This window comes from Bifidobacterium moukalabense DSM 27321, assembly GCF_000522505.1.
In the GTDB taxonomy this organism is placed as follows: domain Bacteria; phylum Actinomycetota; class Actinomycetes; order Actinomycetales; family Bifidobacteriaceae; genus Bifidobacterium; species Bifidobacterium moukalabense.
Genome location: NZ_AZMV01000002.1, coordinates 382039 through 400079, shown reverse-complemented (window position 1 = coordinate 400079; position 18041 = coordinate 382039). Strand labels below are relative to the sequence as shown.

The window sequence follows — 18041 nt, the reverse complement described above, 5'->3', positions numbered from 1 at the left end:
AAGTCGGTGAAGGTGCAGTTGTATGCGGATGGCGCCGCCCAAGGTGCACCGGTCGAATTGTCCGGGGCGAACCATTGGGCGAACACATGGACCGGCCTATACCAGAAAAAAGTCCGGCAAGTCGGTTGCCTACACGGTCAAGGAGATCGGTACCGTCGATGGCTATACGGGTGAGGTCACGGGTGACATGACATCGGGCTTCACGGTGACCAACACCGTCAAGCCGACCCCTGACAAGCCAACTCCTGACAAGCCGGCGACGCCTTCGAAGTCGACTCCGGACAAGCCGGCGAAGAAGACCATGGCGGCGACGGGCTCGAGCCTGATCGTGCCGGGTGTCGTGCTGGCGGTGCTGGTAGTCGTGGCAGCGATTGTGGGCGGTGTATCACTGTTCATGCGCCGACGCGGCGGCAGGTAACGCCCATTCACCTCCATTCATACGGGAGGGCCTTCAGAATGCTTGAGCGAAGGCCCTCCTTTTGTTTTCTCATCAGGAAAGGAAATCATGACGTTCATTTCACGAGCGGGACGCTATGTACTCAGAAAACGAATACGGACCTTGGTTCTGCTGGTCATTCTGACCATCGTGGCCGCAAGCATGCTCGCCACGATCGCCGTATCGCATGCGGCGCAGCATGAGGCCGAACAGATCGAGAAGCAGGCGACCGTCGGCTTCGTATTGGCGAATAATCCGCAGCACAATTCGGGAACACCGCGAGGCGCCGGTACGGTGAAACCGGCCGACGTGCAACGCATCGCAAAGCTTTCCGGCATCGACTCGTATGTGGTCCGACAGAACGTCACCGCCGATCTGGTCGACGCCGATGCGATGAAGCTGCCCGACGGCAACGATTACGACAAGACGAAGGAGCAGCAGTTCGGCAACGCCGTGAACCTCGAGGGCACGAATGATTCGTCCAAACTCAACGCCTTCGCATCGCATACGCTCAATATCGCGCAGGGGCGCCACCTGAAGTCTTCGGACAAGCATATGTCGATGATTCACGAGGATCTCGCCAAGGCCAACAATCTCAAGGTGGGCGATACGCTCACCCTCAAGGCCAATCCGTACGATGCCGACAACGAGTCAGGCTCCACGGCAAGCGTCACCACCACGATCGCGGGCATCTTCAAGGGCGACAGCAACAGAAAGGTGGCCACCCGCGCCGAGCTGACCTCCAACACCGTGTACACGGATCTGGACACCACGCGTGAGCTGTACCAGTACAAGCCCGGCAAGGAGATCTATCAGGACGCCACCTTCACCCTCGCCAAGGGTGTCGATGTGGAAAAGACCATGAACGATGCGAAGAAGCTGCCGGTGGATTGGAACAACTACCAGATCACCCGCAACGACCAGTACACGGCCGGCATGCTGAGTGCGGCGCAGGGCGTGCGTTCCATGATGCGCGGCACCCTGATCGGCGTGCTCATCTTCGCGGCCCTCGTGCTGTGCCTGGTGCTGCTGCTGTGGATGAATGACCGCCGTCGGGAAATGGGCGTGCTGGTATCGATCGGCGTGGGCAAGCCATCCATGATCGCCCAGTATTTCAGCGAGATGATTCTGGTCGGCCTGCCATCCCTGGCACTTGGCTGGCTGTGCGCGCGTGGCATGGCGCAATGGCTCGGCTCGTCCACGCTGCGTTCGGTCAATGCCTCCGCAGCCCGCGAGCTGAGCAGCATGGGCCAGGCCGGCGGCAACCTCGAATCCAATATGGCGACTCGTTCGCTGAGTACGCTTGCGGTGTCGGTCGACGTGAACGCCATCCTTCCCGTCTCCCTCGGGCTTTTGGGTGTGGTGCTGGTGTGCGTGCTCATCTCATGCATGCCGACGCTGTACAAGTCGCCGCGTGACCTGCTGGGGATGCAGCGATGACGAAGGTGAACGTATGGAGCCGCTCCGTGCTGGCCATCGTGCGCAAACCGATTCGCAGCGGACTCATCGGCCTGCTGATGCTGCTGGTCTTCACCGGTCTGGTGGCGCAGGCCGGTGTCTCGGCGGCCCTGCAGGAGGTGGCCGACCGAATCGGTGGAAGCATGGGCATCGGATTTGCGGTCGAGGCGCGCGAAGACCCCATCAGCGCAAAGGAGGCCGACCGGTTCTCCCATCTTGATGGCGTGAAAAAGGCCGCATATGAGACCAAGACCTTCGCGGAGCTGGACGGCGCCCAGCCCGTCGTTCCCCAACAGGGGCCGCGGCTGGACGCCGGCGTATCCGCGCAGGTCAGCGTGCTGGGTACCACGGATTCCTCGCTGTCCACGGAATTCCAAAGCGGACTGTACCGCCTCGAACAGGGGAGCCACATCTCCGGAAACGGCGACGGCGTGCTGGTGCACCAGGATTTCGCGAAGCAGAACGGATTGTCGGTCGGGTCGACCTTCACGCTGAAGCAGGGTGACCATGCCTCCACCGTGCGCGTGTCCGGAATCTTCTCCGGCAAAACGCAGTCGCAGAGCCCCATGCCGTCGGATTCCTCGGAGAATCTGCTGTATGCGGGAATGAACGTGGCCTCCACGCTGACCGGCGAATCGCGAATCGATACGGTACGTTGCCTGTCGGCCAGCGCGCAGACCCTGCCGCAGACCATTCAAAGGGCCAAGAAGTTGGCCGGGTCGAAATACGATGTCACGGACAATTCATCCCGTTTTTCCAGCGTGCTGCAGGCCGTGAACACGGTACGTAACCTGGTGCGTCTGATTCTGGCGGTCGTCTGCCTGGTCGGCGTGCTGGTGCTGGGCATGGTGCTGGTCTTCTGGGTTCGTTCCCGGATTCATGAGATAGGCGTCTTCCTGGCCATCGGTATCGGCAAGGCCCGGATAATCGGGCAATTCGTGGTCGAGACCTGCCTGATGGCGTTGGTTGCGGCCCTGTGCTCGCTTGGCACCGGCGCCTTGTTGTCGGGGTTCGTCTCGTCCATGTTGCTGGCCAATGCGGATGATGCCTCCCTTTCGTCGTTGCAGGTGGATGCCTTGCCGCCTGCTCAAACACTGCTCATATTGCTGCTCGGCTGCGGGGTCATTGCGATCGCCCTGGTGGTGTCGCTCGCCTCGGTGCTGGCGCGTTCTCCCAAATCCATTCTTTCCTCCATGAGTTAGGAGTCATAATCATGTCGGTTTGTCTACAGTTGGATCATGTCGATTACACGTACGGTGCGGCCAAGATACGCGTTCTGTCGGATGTCAGCGCGGATTTCGAGGCCGGTAGGATGTATGCGATAACCGGTCCGTCCGGTGCGGGCAAGTCCACCCTGCTGTCGTTGCTGGCGGGGCTGGATTCCCCTTCCAAGGGCGAGGTTCGTTTCGAAGGCGGGAACATCGCCGAGACGGGGTATTCGAAGCATCGTCGCGAACACGTGTCCCTGGTGTTCCAGGACCACAATCTGATCGACTATCTCACGCCGGTGGAGAACCTGCGCCTGGTCAATCCCAAGGCCGACCTGAAGGTCCTTGAGGATTTGGGTCTGAGCCGCGAGGAGGCGAAACGCAACATCATGCACTTATCGGGTGGTCAGCGCCAACGAGTGGCGGTCGGCCGCGCCCTGGTGTCTCCGGGGTCCGCGATTCTGGCGGATGAACCGACCGGTAGCTTGGACCCGAAGACGACGGGTGATGTGATCGGCCTGCTTCGGGATGCCGCGCACCAGCTGGGTAAGTGCGTCATCGTGGTCACGCATTCCGAGCGTGTGGCCGATGCCGCCGATGTCGTGCTGAATCTCAAGCGCAAGAAGCTGACCAAGGCATAACCCCCGGGATAGAGAGACAACCACCCGTTATGCTCTCAGCGTGATGGGTGGTGTGTCGTTTTTTGCACCGCTTGTTTCAAGGGTATGTAAGGGGATTGAAGAGTGCCGATTTGCTTATAGGGGGAGAGGTTTCCCCGTTCTGCCGATTTCCCTTCCGAACAGAGTATAGTGAGGCGAATTATCGAAAGGAATGTAGGCATCTGAAGGTCTGCGACGACGCATGACCATACGGAAAAATTCAAAATCGGCATCTGCCGATGCAAGAACGGATACGGGGAACCATATGCGGAACAGCAAAAAATTTACTGATCAGGAAATCGAGGAACTTGAATCCTTGGCGGTCGTGGAACATGCGACTGCGAGTCGCATCACCTACTCGCACGCGTTCCAGGTGTACTGCATGTACCAGTATGTGCATGGCACGCGGCCGAGCGTCATCTTCTCCAATGCGGGGCTCCCGTCGCGACTGATCGGGCCGAAGCGCATCGAACGGTGCATCAGCAGGTGGAAGAGCAACCCCCAGCTCATGGCCGAGGTCCGACAGCTCGACGAAGAGGGGCGCAAGCCCGCCATGCGTGATGAGATCATCCTTTCAAGCCTGTCGGAAATACAGGAGCTCAACAGAACGATCATCACGCTGCAGGAGCGCATCCGTAAGATGATCGCTCACTTACGTTAGGAATGATGGGGTATGACCAACGTCGAATTCACGCTGGAAGAGGTCTGCTACCTTGAATCACTGCCGGCGATCACCCATGCGACGAGCAAACGGATCACCTATTCCCATGAATTTCAGGTGTACTGCATGTACTGGTATATGCGTGGATTGCGCCCTTATCAGATTTTCTCCAGTGTGGGAATGCCGCTCGAACTGATCGGCGCGAAGCGCATCGAACGCTGCATCAGCAGGTGGAGCGGCGATCGGAAGCTGATGGATGAGGCGGCTGAGTATGCGATGTCCGGCGAGAAACCTCATGTGGTCGGCGAAATGCCCGATGAGACCGGCATCGCCTTCAATCAGACGAGAATGCAGATGTACAGTTCCGAGATCATCGAGGCGCAGCAGCATATCGATGAGTTGGTATCCCAGCTCAAGATGCGTTACGGCACCCAACTCATCAAGGATGAGCAAATCTGGAGACAGGGTGATTCCGGAAACTGACTGATGCCATTCACCATGCAAGTTCAACGAGAGGAGCGGTCATGAGGAAGATGATCAAGATTGTTCGCGGGGCGAATCGTGGCGCAGAGACGGGCCACATGAACAGACCGGTGATGTACTTGGATTTCGACGGCGTCCTGAACGCGTTCCCCAACACTGGAATCGTCAATTATTCCGATGTGGGGCACGTGGAGCTGGTGCCCGATCCGGACGGGTACCGCACGGACCTGTACTCGGCGAAAAGGGCGTTCCCCCTGGATAAGACGGCGGTCATAGATTTCGGACGGCGTGGTTTCCATGAGCTGCATTGGTCCGATGAGCTGGCCGGCAAGCTGTACGCCTTGGCGAGGGACGGAATGCTGGATCTGCGCTGGCTGTCCACATGGCAGCCGTATACGGAGATGCTTGGCGATCGTTTGGGATGGGATGATTCCGTCGTATCCAGCGTGTTCTGGCATGACCCCAACACCCATGAGGGCAGGGTCATGCAGAAGCTCGATCTGATCATGAACGAGATCGGCAAGCAGCGCGAACGTGTCGAACGGGGATATGACGCCCATGCGATCATCTGGGTGGATGACGGGGCCATCAATAATCGCACCATCACCGCGCTCATCCACACGAAACTGGCATCGCCGCTATTGCTTATCTCGCCGGATTCACGCATCGGCATTTCACGCCGGCAGATGGAACTGATCTATGATTTCGTCAACCATCCGCCAACGACGCCTTGCGTCACCTATTCATGCCCCTGGGATGAGAAGGGCCATGTCATAGGGAATAGCGAGGAAGACGATTCCGTCGTGATGATGGATTAGGCGAGTCCGTTGCCGCGCTCGCGGCCGCATTCGCTTCGCTTCGGCGTTTCCCAATGATGGCAATGCTTGATGCCGCATAACCGGTCTCTTTTTCGCACCTCTTTATTGATAATGATTATCATTATGATATAGTTACCGACGTGTCCACCCATTGCCGAGTCCTTGGCACGCATGCCCATGACGACAATGCGATGGCGCGACTCGTCGAATTCGACGAGATCGGCCATATCAATGGAAATAAAGAATAGATAGAAAGAGAAGAGCATGACCGAGAACAGTCTCAGCCAGCCCGAAAACAGGAATCCGGAGAATATGGAATCCGGGTCGTCCGGAGATTCGACCGGCGTCGGCAGGAAAGGCATCGTCGCCATCGTCGTCGCATTCGTCGTGGGCGCGTTGATCTCCGGCCTTATTATCGGAGGATTCGCGTTCCTCAATGCGAAAACCGGCAGGAACACCGCCAATGCGGCCAACGGTTCGACCTCCGCTGCCAGCGACGCCAACGATTCATGCAGCACCACGCTCAACGTGGTCGCCTCCGTCAACCAGTGGGGTTCGCTTGCCCAGGAACTTGGCGGCAAATGCGCGCAGGTCACATCCCTGATCAACTCCACCTCCGTGGAACCGCATGACTACGAGCCCACGCCGGCCGACCTGGCCAAGCTCTCCAAGGCCGACATCGTGGTGATCAACGGAGCCGGTTATGACGGCTGGGCGGAGAAGGCCCAGCTCGACAAGAGCAAGCAGACCATCGTCAACGTGGGCGACCTCATGGGCATCACCGCCACCGAGGAACACGAACATGAGCATGAAGGCAACGACAACGAGTCCGGTCACCACCATCATCACGGCTCCACGAACCCGCACCTGTGGTTCAGCCCCGAGGCAGTGCTCAAGGCGGCGACCGCCATCACGGATGCCTATACCGCCAAGGCCGGTGAAGGCACCGACACCGCAGCTACCGCACAGCGTCATTCGAACGCATGGAATGCGGATTATGCCGAATTCGTCGCCATGGTCAACAAGGCCCGTGCCGCCGGTGTGAAGCGTTCGTATGTGGCCACCGAATCGATCATCAGCTACCTGCTCGACTATCTTGGCGCCACCGACAAGACGCCGGAATCCTATACGAACGCCATGAACAGCGAGGGCGAGCCTTCCGCGGCCGACCTCAAGTCCACCCTCGACCTCGTCTCCGGATCCGATGTGGATCTGCTGGTCGTCAATCCGCAGGAGATGGACGGTTTCGCCGAAAAACTCAACGATGCCGCCAAGAGCAGCAACAAGACGATCCTCTCCGCCACCGAACAGCTGCCCGAGAACCAGACCACGCTGCTGGGCTGGCTCACCACCATCGCCAAGCAGGCGCTGGCCAACGATACCACCAACGGCTGGTTCCTCACCCAGGATGTCGCCGACCGTTCGATGGCCGACTATGAGGGGGAGTGGCAGTCCGTCTACCCGTACCTGAAGGACGGCAGCCTCAAGAAGGTCATGGAAGCCAAGGCCAAGAAGGGCACCATGAGCGCCGAAGAATACACGAAGTACTATGACACCGGCTACAAGACCGATGTGGAACGCATCACCATCAAGGGCGACCGAATCACCTTCACCCGCAACGGCACAGACACCACCGCCACCTACAAGTACGACGGGTACAAGATCCTCGACTACAAGAAGGGCAACCGCGGCGTGCGCTACCTGTTCACCGCCGTGGGCGATGTACCTGACGGCGCTCCCAAGGTCGTGCAGTTCTCCGACCATGGCATCGCGCCGGGCAAGGCCGTGCACTTCCACATCTTCGCGGGGGATTCCCGGGAGGAGACCCTCAAGGAGATGGACAACTGGCCGACGTACTATCCGTCCAGCCTGAGCAAGGATCAGATCGTCGAGGAGCTGCTGGCTCACTGACGCCGGCCTGCTGATTGGTTTGGGGGTCCGTGCCGCGCCAATGCGTCGGCTCCCGTGAATCATGACGGGAACCAACGCATCGTGCGGCACGGATAAAACCAGCGATGCTCCGCCCGCGGCAAGGTGATGTGCTTCGTTTCCACTGTTATCGAGTAGAGGGGTGTCGATCCTTTAAAGGCGATGGTAAACGACAAGCCATATATACATCCTTTCTACACCCGAAAAAAAAGATTCAGTGCATGGAGACGGAACAATACCGTCTATCGGCATTCTTTCAGAATAGGGGGAGTGCGTCTCGTGAACTTTTACCATGAAAGCGTGTGGCTGATTCTCATTTGAGAACTGGCCCTTTGAATGAAAAAAACAGCAATGATCAAGGATTTTCCAATGAGAAGAGCAAAGAGATGGGTAAGCATAATTCTATCGCTCGCCTTATGCATGTTCATGGGATTCACACAGGCAGTGGCACAAGCCGCGCCTGAGGGGAAGGCCGTGAATGTTGATTTCACAAATTTCGAGATTCAGAATACTGATCACAAAAAGGCCAATGAAATATACCATACGTCAGCATTTCTGTTGTCGATGGATTGGGATGCCAGTTCCTACGGCATCAATTTACATGAGGGAGATTACTTTGATGTCACGTTGCCTGACACATTTAAATTTCCCAATGGCGTGACTGCTCAGGATTTCGATCTCCTCGATCCGAACGGTAACGTGGTAGCCAAGGCGCATGTGACTCCGGGAGCTGACGAGAATGGTGGTACCGTTCGTGCCACTTTCACTAAAACGGTGGAAAATAAATACAATGTAAAAGGCACCATGTATCTGGTTGCCAAATTCAACACCAAAAAAAGTTGTCCTTAACGAAAAGAATACTTTTACCGTTCAGATAGGTTCGACCTATAAGTCTGGTGAAGTTACAGTTGTAGGCCCTCACGAAATTGAACATGAGGTTCTCAATAAATGGGCTGGCAAAGTGGACGGGAAGCCTAATAACGCACAATGGTATGCGCGTATCAACCACATGAAGTCCACCCTTCACAATGTCGTAATATCCGATACTCTGGATGATCAGACCCAATCCTATATTCCTGGAAGTTTCGAGTTGCAGAAGGTCGTTTTCAACAAGTATGGCGACGTTTCTCGCGTTCTTGAAACGGTGAATATCGACTCTAAACTTACCATCAGTGGTAACTCCTTCACTTTGAATCTGGGCGATGTGAATGGCGATCAATACTACCTCACATACCAATCGACTTACACGTCAGGTAAAACATTGAAGAACAAGCTGGTGTTGACCTCCGACGAGGATACGAAGTCGTATGAGTTCGCTTACCGTTCAGCCGAATCGGGCGGCACCGGCGATGGAGACTTAGCGAACAAAATTAAGCTCGTCAAGGTCGAAGAAGGTAATGAGAGCGTCAAGCTTGCCAACGCGGTATTCACCGTTACCAAACCTGATGGTAGTACTTTCGAATTGACCACCGGTGCAGATGGTACCGTCACTTCTGGAACCCTTGAACAGGGCACCTATAAGGTCAAGGAAAAGGTCGCCCCTACTGGTTACAAGCTGAATGATAAGGAATACACGCTCACAGTTACCTCCTCCAAGGAGGGTGCCGTTCAGACAGTGACCGACAAGCCTATCACCACTAAAGTCAAGGTCGTTAAGAAGTGGGTTGGTCCTCGGAGTGGTTCGGTGAACGTGCACTTGCTGGCCGATGGTGTGGATACCGGCCAGTCTCTGATCTTGGATGAGGCCGGCGACTGGAAGGGTGCGTTTACGGATCTTCGCAGGTACACTGCGGATGGCAGGCAAATCGCCTACACCGTTTCGGAGGATCCGGTCGATGGCTATACGGGCGAGGTCACGGGTGACATGGCATCGGGCTTCACGGTGACCAACACGAATGTGCAGACCACGCGTGTGGCCGGTACGAAGACCTGGGACGATGACGGCAACCGTGACGGTGTGCGTCCGGATTCGATTACGGTCAACCTGCTGCGCGATGGCAAAAAGGTCGATGCCGTCCAGGTGTCGGCGGGTGCGGACGGATCATGGACATATGCGTTCGAGAACCTGCCCAAGTACGATCGGCATGATGGGCACCGGTACGACTACACCGTCGGCGAGGACGCGGTCAAGGACTATGCGACCAAGGTCGATGGCTTTGATCTGACCAATTCGTATACGCCGGGCAGGACGTCGGTGTCTGTGTCCAAGGTCTGGAAGGATTCGAATGACAAGGAGCACAGGCGTCCGAAGTCGGTGAAGGTGCAGTTGTATGCGGATGGCGCCGCCCAAGGTGCACCGGTCGAATTGTCCGGGGCGAACCATTGGGCGAACACATGGACCGGCCTATACCAGAAAAAGTCCGGCAAGTCGGTTGCCTACACGGTCAAGGAGATCGGTACCGTCGATGGCTATACGGGTGAGGTCACGGGTGACATGACATCGGGCTTCACGGTGACCAACACCGTCAAGCCGACCCCTGACAAGCCAACTCCTGACAAGCCGGCGACGCCTTCGAAGTCGACTCCGGACAAGCCGGCGAAGAAGACCATGGCGGCGACGGGCTCGAGCCTGATCGTGCCGGGTGTCGTGCTGGCGGTGCTGGTAGTCGTGGCAGCACTTGCAGGAGGTATCGCATACTTCATGAGGCGACGCGAAAATAAGTAATCTGGTTGCTTTTACCTTCATATAGGGAAAGCTTCGGATGACAGATCGCACCTCTGACCGTTAGATAAAAATGGTCTAACGGTCAGAGGTGCGTTTTATTTTCTCATTGAATACGAACAAGCGTACCCGAACCCGGGCACGACGGTCAAAACGCTAGATGCAAGCACCCCAACGGCGGCCATTCTCGTAAAACGTGACGGCAAGCCACCTAAAAACCGTGTAAAACGTTACGGAAAACGTGGCAGTCGATATACTGGTAAACACGGATTCCGTTGGGATTTGAAGAGCAACTACGCATGTACCCATTGGATTTCGAGGAATTCTGTTTGACCGATAATGTGCAGGAATCGACCATTGATATGCTTCGAGACCGCTTCACTGGGAACGAACCCGTCAGCGATTCGGTGCATGACACCATGATGCGCCTGTTCCAGGCGGATGTTGTGGTGGGCGGTATGCCTGATGTGGTCCAAAGGTATGTGGACACTCACGATATTGCGCAAGTAATCGCCTTGCAGTCCGACCTGTTGGCTTTGTACCGTCTTGACATTGCCAAATATGCGGATGATAAGGACAGGACGAAGATTCGGTCGATTTTTGATGCTATTCCGTCCCAATTCGATGACAAGAATCGTCGATTCGTGCTTGCGGATCTTTCTAAAAATGCTCGTCAGAATCGTTATGCGCCAGCAGCTTCCTATGGTTGGCGGATGCTGGTGTGGCCTTGCCCTGCTACAACGTCAAGGAGCCGGTTCCACCATTGGAGGGCAACGGCAACATTCGGCAGAATGGTCGGATTACCTACCTTCCGCTGTATATGAGCATGTTCCTCGAACCGGAGCGTCGCCCGGAATCGATGATCTTCGATTTGGATCTCAGCGCCCTACGGCAATAACAGTTCGGGGTGCGATTGCTCATCAAGCCGACATGCATAGCAGATATGATTTCTAATGGCACCTAGGAATCACGCGTGGAATACGGACCATGTCTCTCTTGTCGGCCTCGGGCTCTAAAAAAAGGTGCAAGAATTCGGGCGTTATCCTACCGAGGGCAGCTGCTCACAATGATTTTTGACGTAGATGATTACTCGGCTGCGTAATAGCGATCAAGCTGAGGCATATGCACATGATGATCCCAATCGATAATTTGAGTGAATCCAGTTGTCTCGAGTGACGCTTCAGCAATATAAGCGTCAACGATGAACAGCGCTGCAATCAAATTCAGTGCTACCTCCAGGGTCCCTTTCGAATAGCATTCCGCTCTGTGGTGTTTAATTTCGTTGTAGGCTTTCCACCAAGGAAGTGTATTCTCAGCGCCATCCTTAAGGTAACTCCATGGAGCTAAGCGAATTTCAGATCGCAAGATTTTCACCTGTGCCGTAGAAAATTGCTTCAAGGTTTTTTCGTCAATTACTTTTCTATAGTCACCCATATTTGCCTGTCTTTTCGAGACGGCTTCGGAATTCGGGCTTACAGCTGTCGCAAAGCTCTTGAGAGCAACATCAAGCTCACTGCCGGTCGAAAGAATAAGCTGCGTTATGTGAGGACCATAGGCATTATTGTTGTCTTTGCAAAGCTCAATGGTCTCAGCAATCGTAATAAGGTCTTTTTCCAAAAGGAGGAAATAATCCCAATGCATTTGCACCAAACTTTTTTTTGTACATGGTTTATTCTGTTTCCTCTGTTGAAACAGTGACTGAAATCGACACGAGCGGTGCGGAGGGGATGCCATGCTCCTGGAGTTGTCGGATCAGTCCTTTCCTGATATACGGCCATGCCGCTGAAATTGCATACGGTATTTATTCGCGAATTAAGCTTCCAGCCGTCCATCGAAAAACAAGGCTCGAAATACGCAGGAATTCGGGCCTTGCCGTGCCGCCTTACCCTTCATGTTACGAAGTTTGGCTCATTGCCCGTCGGCAGTTTTGCTGTACCGGTATACACCGATGGAATTATTGGGATCGTCGTTATCGGTAAGGGAGACCTCTTTCGTCATGGTGACGTTCGAATCATAATGTTCACGGAGGAATGTCAGCATTCTGTTGGCTGTGCTCTTGTCTCCAATGAGTCGAACATCGGAACGATTAATGAGGTTGCCATACCGATGGTCCTTATCAAGATCGTGTTTGTCGAGAATATAGTCGTCGGGTGCGGCGAATATCTCCCAACCACCGCGGGGGATGGTGTTGTCTTCGTATCGGCAAGTCTTGAAAGTTTCGAATACGCTGTGGCTTTTCACGTAAGCTTCATCGCAAACAACGTTAAGGATGAAGATCTGTTCAGGGTGATTTGATGCATATTGTCGGATATTGTCTTGGATGATGGATGTTTCGGCTGCATCTGCTTTGATGCTTTCAGCGTGGTTGACGGGAAATGCAAAGGCTAAGACGATGCAGATGACGCTGAGCAGAACGGTAAAAAAATGACGGCAATCGTCTCGATGATGTGATGTTCCGCCGTGCTGATGTCGTTTCCTGAGTCGGTTTGTCGGCAAAGCTGTATGAGGCAGTGAGAAGGGCGTACAGAGCGATGATATCGAGTGAGAAAGTGACCCGATCGAACATACGATTGCGTAGCGCAAGAGCAAGAAGAGTGGCTATGACGCAAAGGATGATGCCTGTCTGCAGAATGACGACTGAGCGGACAAATCGGGTCATATTGAGCGATACGAATGCGGCAAGCAAGGAAAGCAAAATAATCGCCATGACCGTGAGCAAAAGATTGCGTTTGCCAATGAGCAGAATGTTGGATAGCGAGTATTCCTGTACGAAGGCCGAGATTTTCTGGAAGGTATCAAGGCTGAATACACTTTTATCGCCGAACCACCAGGCGTAAAGCATATCGACATCATTATTGCTGAGATTGGGGGCAACGGTTTGAATGGTATTCGCATCGACGGATTGTGTATCAGTGATGGCACGACCGATCTTAAGCGCACGTGGAAGTTGCTGCCATCCAGGCGTGATGAGGTAAGCGGCTATACCGATTGCATATGCGAGGATTGCGGCGATGCCGGCGGCAATACCTCGAAAAATGGAAGGCATATGTCGTTCGTGGATGAGCACCCAGATTATAAAGGGAACGAACAAGATAAAGGTGGCGAATCCGGATTCGGGGCGTAGGCTCGTGCCTAGGAAGACCAGGAAGAAACCTGCAACGTCTTGTCCCGTTATATGCTGTATTTGCTTGCTGAGTGCGTTGACGACGAGCAGCGAAAGACCGGATGCCGTGACGACAAAGGCAACGGCTGTGTAGTTCAAGTAGGTGGTCAAGAACGACTCACATGCTATGAGCATGGCCGTGTGGGAAACTCTGATGGATGGTCTGTCGGTTCCTTTGGATACGAGATGGAGCATCGCTGCGGTGGAGAGAACTATGAGCAGCAACTGGCAGAGTGCGAACACCGGCAAACCGGGGAATATCTTGCCTAGTATTCCGAGGGGTACGCTGATGGGGGCAAGCGTGTACAGCATGAGGTATGACGTTTGCCCGTAATAGACGCCTTCCGGGTACATGGCCTGTATGGCGTCATCAATTGTGGAAAAGGCCGGCATCGCAAATATGCAGATAAGCAACACCGGAATGAACGCGATGAACAGACATGTGAGGATGTCCCATTTGTGTGTAAGGAACTTGATGAGATGAGGGAACTGGGTGGTATTGACGTTCTTAAAGGGATGTATCGCTGCGGCTTCGTGTTGTGCGTTCGGTTGTTGTTCCATGGCTGTTTTCTTGGTTTTGTGTGGCGTAGATGTCGAATCGTCTGTGCTCGTTGCGATTGATGATGGGAATGTGCATCTGTGAGCTGCCCAGAGCGGCGTCATTTATAGTCTTTGTTGAATGTTGTATCTTGGCCTGTGTTTGGTTTCGAGGTAGATTTTGCCGATGTATTCGCCAAGGACGCCAAGGCTGAGCATGAGCATACCGCCGATAAGCCAGAGACTGCACATGATGGATGCCCATCCTGCGGTGGAGTTGCCGGTGAAAAGTGATATGAGTGTGTAAACAAGCATGACGATTCCGGTGAGGGTGGACAGCAATCCCGCGCCAGTGACAAATTTGAGGGGTTTGGCGGAAAAGCTGGTGATGCCTTGAATGGCGAAGGAGATCATTTTCTTCAACGGATACTTACTCTCGCCGGCGGCGCGTTCGCCACGCTTGTATTCCACAACGGCGGTGGTGAAGCCCAAGTCGGGAACGATACCGCGCAGGAATAGATTGACCTCGTGATATTGGGAAAGTGCTTCCAAGGCTTGACGGTCCATGAGCCTGTAGTCCGCGTGGTCTCGGATGGTCTCGGCTCCCATCCATGCTTGGACGGAGTAAAACGCCTCGGCGGTGGTGCGTTTGAACCAAGTGTCCTTGTCACGGCTGGATCGCACGCCGTAAACGATTTGCGCACCTTTGGCATGCTCGTCGAGCATGCGGTCGAGGGCGTCGACGTCATCTTGCAAATCGGCATCCATGCTTGCGGCAACGTCGCAGCCTTGTTCGAGGGCGGTCATGAGGCCCGCCAGAAGTGCGTTCTGGTGACCGCGGTTATGGGCAAGCCTGATGGCATGGAAAAGTATGGGATTATCACGGTGGAGACCCTCGATGACCTGCCAGGTATGGTCTTGGGACCCGTCGTCGACAAACAGGATGCGACTGGACTGCGAAATCATCTTCGCGTCAATCAGGGAACCCATCTTGCGTTCCAATATGGGCGTGGTTATGGGCAGTTGTTCCTGTTCGCGGTAGCAAGGAATCACCAAGAACAGAACCGGTGGCTTTCTCACCTGTGACACCTCATCTGGGATTCGGGAATGGGTCGGATCTGCATGCCTGACACGCGTGCCATTGCTTTCCATGCTTTGATTGTTCCCATTCATGATTCTCTCCTAGTCCGTTCTCCCGAGTGGAATTCTACTATAGGGGGTAGTACGGGGCATGTGAATTAACATTGTTCCGAATGAGAACGGACGATTTTGCGGGCATGGCGATGATGATGTCGTTTCATACTGGGGTGGGAACTTCTTTTCATGTCACTATGTGATTACCGCTCCTTCAGAGACCCGATCGAACGGAATGAAATACCGCTTTTGCCGATTTGCATAAGAGCCAGCCTCATCATGAAATATCAGTAGGGTGGCGTGGTGATGGGGAGCTGTAGAATCGGGGCATGACCGAAGAGACCTTTATTCCCAAGAACATCATCGTGACCGGTGGCTGCGGCTTCATCGGATCGAATTTCGTACATTATGTGGTCAACAATCATCCGGATGTGCACGTTACCGTGTTGGACAAGCTGACGTATGCGGGCAATCCGGAGAACATCGCGGGACTTCCCGAAGACCGCGTGGAGCTGGTCGTGGGCGATATCTGCGATGCGGATCTGCTTGATCGTATCGTGCCGGGGCATGACGCAATCGTGCATTATGCGGCGGAATCGCACAACGACAACTCCATCGCCGATCCCGAGCCGTTCCTGCATACCAACGTGGAAGGTACGTTCCGCCTGCTCGAGGCGGTGCGCAAATACGGCATCCGCTACCATCATGTGAGCACCGACGAAGTGTATGGCGATCTGGCGCTGGACGATCCGGCGAAGTTCACCGAATCCACGCCGTATCATCCAAGTTCGCCGTATTCGTCGACGAAGGCGGCGTCCGACCTGCTGGTGCGCGCATGGACGCGTACGTATGGATTGCGCACAACCATCTCGAACTGCTCAAACAACTATGGTCCGTACCAGCATGTCGAGAAATTCATCCCGCGCCAGATCACGAACATCCTGGAAGGCATCCGCCCCAAGCTGTATGGCAAGGGCGAGAACGTGCGCGACTGGATCCATACCGAAGACCATTCCTCCGGTGTGTGGACGATTCTGACTAAGGGCCGTATCGGCGAGACGTATCTGATCGGTGCGAACGGCGAGAAAAACAACATCACCGTGCTGCGCATGATCCTGAAGATGATGGGCCAGAACGAGGATGCGTTCGACTGGGTGAAGGACCGACCGGGCCATGACCGTCGTTACGCGATTGACTCGACGAAGCTGCAGACGGAACTGGGCTGGACCCCTACGCACACGGATTTCGAATCGGGTCTCAGGCAGACGATTGACTGGTACACCGAGAACCGCCAGTGGTGGGAGAAGACCAAGGCCGCGACCGAAGCGCGCTACAAGGCCCAAGGTCAGTGAGACCGGGCATGGATTGGATGTTGGCATCCGCATTCGAATGGACTGATGAAGAAGATGGGAAATATGGATTTTGAGAAGGAATTGAAGGTCACGGAAACGAACATTCCGGGTCTGCTGGTGTTCGACCTGCCGGTGCATGGCGACAATCGCGGTTGGTTCAAGGAGAACTGGCAGCGGGCGAAGATGCTGAAATTGGGTCTGCCGGATTTCGGACCGGTGCAGAACAACATCAGCTTCAACGCGAAGAAGGGCGTGACGCGTGGCATTCACGCCGAGCCGTGGGACAAGTACATCTCCATCGCGACGGGCGAGATCTTCGGTGCGTGGGTGGACCTGCGCCCCGGCGAGAGCTTCGGCCAGGTGTACACGACCCGACTGGACCCGTCGAAGGCGATCTACGTGCCTCGTGGCGTGGGCAACAGCTTCCAGGCCCTCGAAGACGGCACCGCATACACGTATCTGGTGAACGCGCACTGGAGTCTTGAGCAGAAGAAGACCTACACCTTCGTGAACCTCGCCGACCCGGAGCTGAACATTCAGTGGCCGATTCCGCTTGAGGAATCCGAACGAAGCGAAGCCGACCTGCATCATCCGATGCTCAAGGACGCCAAACCCATGGCACCGCGCCGCACGATGGTGACCGGCTGCAACGGCCAGCTCGGCCATGCGATTCGCGACTACGTGGGGACCCATGGTCTGCAAGGCTTCGAATTCAACGACATCGACACGTTCGACTTCTCCGATCCGAGCCAATACGACCAGTTCGATTGGAGCCTGTACGGCACGATCATCAACGCCGGCGCCTACACGGCCGTGGACAAGGCCGAAACCGGCGAAGGCCGCCCTATCGCATGGAAGGCGAATGCACAAGGCCCGGCCCTGCTGGCCAGGATCGCCAAGGAGCACAACATCACGCTTGTGCACGTGAGTTCGGACTACGTGTTCGACGGCGTTGAGAAGGAGCACACCGAAACGGAAAGCTTCGCCCCGCTCGGCGTATACGGGCAGACGAAGGCCGCGGGCGACATCGCTGTGGCGAACGTGCCCCGCCATTACATTGTGCGCAGCTCGTGGGTGATCGGGGAAGGACATAACTTCGTGAAGACCATGATGATGCTCTCCAACCGCGTGGCCGACCCGAGCGACCAGCTCAACGAAGTGACCGTGGTGAACGACCAGTACGGCCGACTCACGTTCACCAAAGACATGGCCGAGGCGATCTTCCATCTGCTGGATGCGGACGCCGAGTACGGAACCTATAACCTGACCGGTTCAGGAGCGGTGAAATCCTGGGCGGATATCGCCAAGGCGGTGTTCGACGAGACGAACGGCAACGGTGGCCAGGTCAAGCCGATTTCGACCGATCAGTATTTCGCGAATGCGAAGAATCCGGTGAGCCCCCGCCCGACCAATTCGGCGCTGGACCTTACGAAGATCGAGCGGACCGGTCTGAACGTGCCGGACTGGGAGGAATCCCTGAAGGCCTACGTCGCCAGGGAACTGCGGAAGTGAAGAACAGCCCTCGTCAGAGGGCGCACCAT

General features: G+C 55.4%; 17 protein-coding genes and 1 pseudogene. 14 read left to right on the top strand and 4 right to left on the bottom strand.

Annotated elements, in window-relative coordinates; all coding sequences use genetic code 11:
* Positions 1-6 precede the first annotated feature (6 nt).
* The 7 genes and pseudogenes from BMOU_RS11395 (at position 7) to BMOU_RS03645 (ending at position 5723) form a co-directional block, all read left to right on the top strand.
* Positions 7-418 (top strand): annotated as a pseudogene (locus BMOU_RS11395) (Cna B-type domain-containing protein).
* Positions 419-505: 87 nt separating this feature from the next.
* Entirely contained in the window at positions 506-1876 is a 1371-nt protein-coding gene (locus tag BMOU_RS03670) for an ABC transporter permease (RefSeq protein WP_034874962.1), read from the top strand.
* Positions 1873-3096: an ABC transporter permease gene (locus tag BMOU_RS03665; RefSeq protein ID WP_034874960.1), complete on the top strand. Its 1224-nt coding sequence runs from the start codon at positions 1873-1875 to the stop codon at positions 3094-3096. The genes BMOU_RS03670 and BMOU_RS03665 overlap by 4 nt, the downstream gene beginning before the upstream one ends.
* A gap of 11 nt (positions 3097-3107) precedes the next feature.
* Positions 3108-3743, top strand: a complete 636-nt coding sequence (locus BMOU_RS03660) for an ABC transporter ATP-binding protein (RefSeq protein WP_034874958.1) — start codon at positions 3108-3110, stop codon at positions 3741-3743.
* A gap of 283 nt (positions 3744-4026) precedes the next feature.
* Complete coding sequence (locus BMOU_RS03655; protein WP_034875032.1) at positions 4027-4422, top strand: hypothetical protein; 396 nt, start codon at positions 4027-4029, stop codon at positions 4420-4422.
* 12 nt (positions 4423-4434) lie between these two features.
* A complete protein-coding gene (locus BMOU_RS03650; RefSeq protein ID WP_034874956.1) occupies positions 4435-4905 on the top strand; it encodes a hypothetical protein in 471 nt (156 codons plus the stop codon).
* Between the two features lie 41 nt (positions 4906-4946).
* Positions 4947-5723: a hypothetical protein gene (locus BMOU_RS03645; RefSeq protein WP_034874954.1), complete on the top strand. Its 777-nt coding sequence runs from the start codon at positions 4947-4949 to the stop codon at positions 5721-5723.
* On the opposite strand, the gene BMOU_RS03640 is transcribed toward BMOU_RS03645, so the two are convergent.
* On the bottom strand, positions 5720-5950 hold the full coding sequence (locus tag BMOU_RS03640) for a hypothetical protein (protein ID WP_152535082.1): 231 nt from the start codon (positions 5948-5950) through the stop codon (positions 5720-5722). The two genes, BMOU_RS03645 and BMOU_RS03640, sit on opposite strands and share 4 nt — an antisense overlap.
* A 37-nt stretch (positions 5951-5987) precedes the next feature.
* Here BMOU_RS03640 and BMOU_RS03635 point away from each other — a divergent pair, with 37 nt between their 5' ends.
* From BMOU_RS03635 to BMOU_RS03625, 4 genes are all read left to right on the top strand, one after another.
* Positions 5988-7634: a metal ABC transporter substrate-binding protein gene (locus tag BMOU_RS03635; RefSeq protein WP_034874950.1), complete on the top strand. Its 1647-nt coding sequence runs from the start codon at positions 5988-5990 to the stop codon at positions 7632-7634.
* A 354-nt stretch (positions 7635-7988) separates the two neighbouring features.
* Entirely contained in the window at positions 7989-8501 is a 513-nt protein-coding gene (locus BMOU_RS10660) for an Ig-like domain-containing protein (RefSeq protein WP_152535081.1), read from the top strand.
* Positions 8467-10317: a Cna B-type domain-containing protein gene (locus BMOU_RS03630; RefSeq protein WP_081738475.1), complete on the top strand. Its 1851-nt coding sequence runs from the start codon at positions 8467-8469 to the stop codon at positions 10315-10317. The genes BMOU_RS10660 and BMOU_RS03630 overlap by 35 nt, the downstream gene beginning before the upstream one ends.
* 272 nt (positions 10318-10589) lie before the next feature.
* Complete coding sequence (locus tag BMOU_RS03625; protein WP_235143686.1) at positions 10590-11138, top strand: ATP-binding protein; 549 nt, start codon at positions 10590-10592, stop codon at positions 11136-11138.
* 262 nt (positions 11139-11400) lie between these two features.
* Here the strand turns inward: BMOU_RS03625 and BMOU_RS03620 are convergent, their stop codons facing one another.
* Positions 11401-11964, bottom strand: coding sequence for a hypothetical protein (locus BMOU_RS03620; RefSeq protein WP_152535080.1), 564 nt, complete (start codon positions 11962-11964; stop codon positions 11401-11403).
* Positions 11965-12090: 126 nt separating this feature from the next.
* Here BMOU_RS03620 and BMOU_RS03615 point away from each other — a divergent pair, with 126 nt between their 5' ends.
* A complete protein-coding gene (locus BMOU_RS03615; protein WP_034874946.1) occupies positions 12091-12609 on the top strand; it encodes a hypothetical protein in 519 nt (172 codons plus the stop codon).
* 61 nt (positions 12610-12670) lie between these two features.
* Here BMOU_RS03615 and BMOU_RS03610 read toward each other — a convergent pair whose 3' ends face one another.
* Both BMOU_RS03610 and BMOU_RS03605 read right to left on the bottom strand, forming a co-directional pair.
* Entirely contained in the window at positions 12671-14038 is a 1368-nt protein-coding gene (locus BMOU_RS03610; protein WP_034874944.1) for a hypothetical protein, read from the bottom strand.
* A gap of 102 nt (positions 14039-14140) precedes the next feature.
* Positions 14141-15166: a glycosyltransferase family 2 protein gene (locus BMOU_RS03605; protein ID WP_081738479.1), complete on the bottom strand. Its 1026-nt coding sequence runs from the start codon at positions 15164-15166 to the stop codon at positions 14141-14143.
* A 311-nt stretch (positions 15167-15477) separates the two neighbouring features.
* On the opposite strand from BMOU_RS03605, the gene rfbB reads away from it, so the two are divergent.
* Both rfbB and BMOU_RS03595 read left to right on the top strand, forming a co-directional pair.
* A complete protein-coding gene (gene rfbB, locus BMOU_RS03600; RefSeq protein WP_034874942.1) occupies positions 15478-16500 on the top strand; it encodes a dTDP-glucose 4,6-dehydratase in 1023 nt (340 codons plus the stop codon).
* Between the two features lie 63 nt (positions 16501-16563).
* The gene (locus BMOU_RS03595) at positions 16564-18012 is read left to right on the top strand and encodes a sugar nucleotide-binding protein (protein ID WP_034874940.1); all 1449 of its coding nucleotides are present in this window, start codon (positions 16564-16566) and stop codon (positions 18010-18012) included.
* The last annotated feature ends 29 nt before the right edge of the window (positions 18013-18041 follow it).

What these genes read in the sequence shown, in the direction of transcription:
- BMOU_RS03670 (WP_034874962.1), top strand. Translation starts at nt 506, where the DNA reads ATGACGTTCATTTCACGAGCGGGACGCTATGTACTCAGAAAACGAATA.
- BMOU_RS03665 (WP_034874960.1), top strand. Translation starts at nt 1,873, where the DNA reads ATGACGAAGGTGAACGTATGGAGCCGCTCCGTGCTGGCCATCGTGCGC.
- BMOU_RS03660 (WP_034874958.1), top strand. Translation starts at nt 3,108, where the DNA reads ATGTCGGTTTGTCTACAGTTGGATCATGTCGATTACACGTACGGTGCG.
- BMOU_RS03655 (WP_034875032.1), top strand. Translation starts at nt 4,027, where the DNA reads ATGCGGAACAGCAAAAAATTTACTGATCAGGAAATCGAGGAACTTGAA.
- BMOU_RS03650 (WP_034874956.1), top strand. Translation starts at nt 4,435, where the DNA reads ATGACCAACGTCGAATTCACGCTGGAAGAGGTCTGCTACCTTGAATCA.
- BMOU_RS03645 (WP_034874954.1), top strand. Translation starts at nt 4,947, where the DNA reads ATGAGGAAGATGATCAAGATTGTTCGCGGGGCGAATCGTGGCGCAGAG.
- BMOU_RS03640 (WP_152535082.1), bottom strand. Translation starts at nt 5,950, where the DNA reads ATGGCCGATCTCGTCGAATTCGACGAGTCGCGCCATCGCATTGTCGTC.
- BMOU_RS03635 (WP_034874950.1), top strand. Translation starts at nt 5,988, where the DNA reads ATGACCGAGAACAGTCTCAGCCAGCCCGAAAACAGGAATCCGGAGAAT.
- BMOU_RS10660 (WP_152535081.1), top strand. Translation starts at nt 7,989, where the DNA reads ATGAAAAAAACAGCAATGATCAAGGATTTTCCAATGAGAAGAGCAAAG.
- BMOU_RS03615 (WP_034874946.1), top strand. Translation starts at nt 12,091, where the DNA reads ATGCCGCTGAAATTGCATACGGTATTTATTCGCGAATTAAGCTTCCAG.
- BMOU_RS03610 (WP_034874944.1), bottom strand. Translation starts at nt 14,038, where the DNA reads ATGGAACAACAACCGAACGCACAACACGAAGCCGCAGCGATACATCCC.
- BMOU_RS03605 (WP_081738479.1), bottom strand. Translation starts at nt 15,166, where the DNA reads ATGGAAAGCAATGGCACGCGTGTCAGGCATGCAGATCCGACCCATTCC.
- rfbB (WP_034874942.1), top strand. Translation starts at nt 15,478, where the DNA reads ATGACCGAAGAGACCTTTATTCCCAAGAACATCATCGTGACCGGTGGC.
- BMOU_RS03595 (WP_034874940.1), top strand. Translation starts at nt 16,564, where the DNA reads ATGGATTTTGAGAAGGAATTGAAGGTCACGGAAACGAACATTCCGGGT.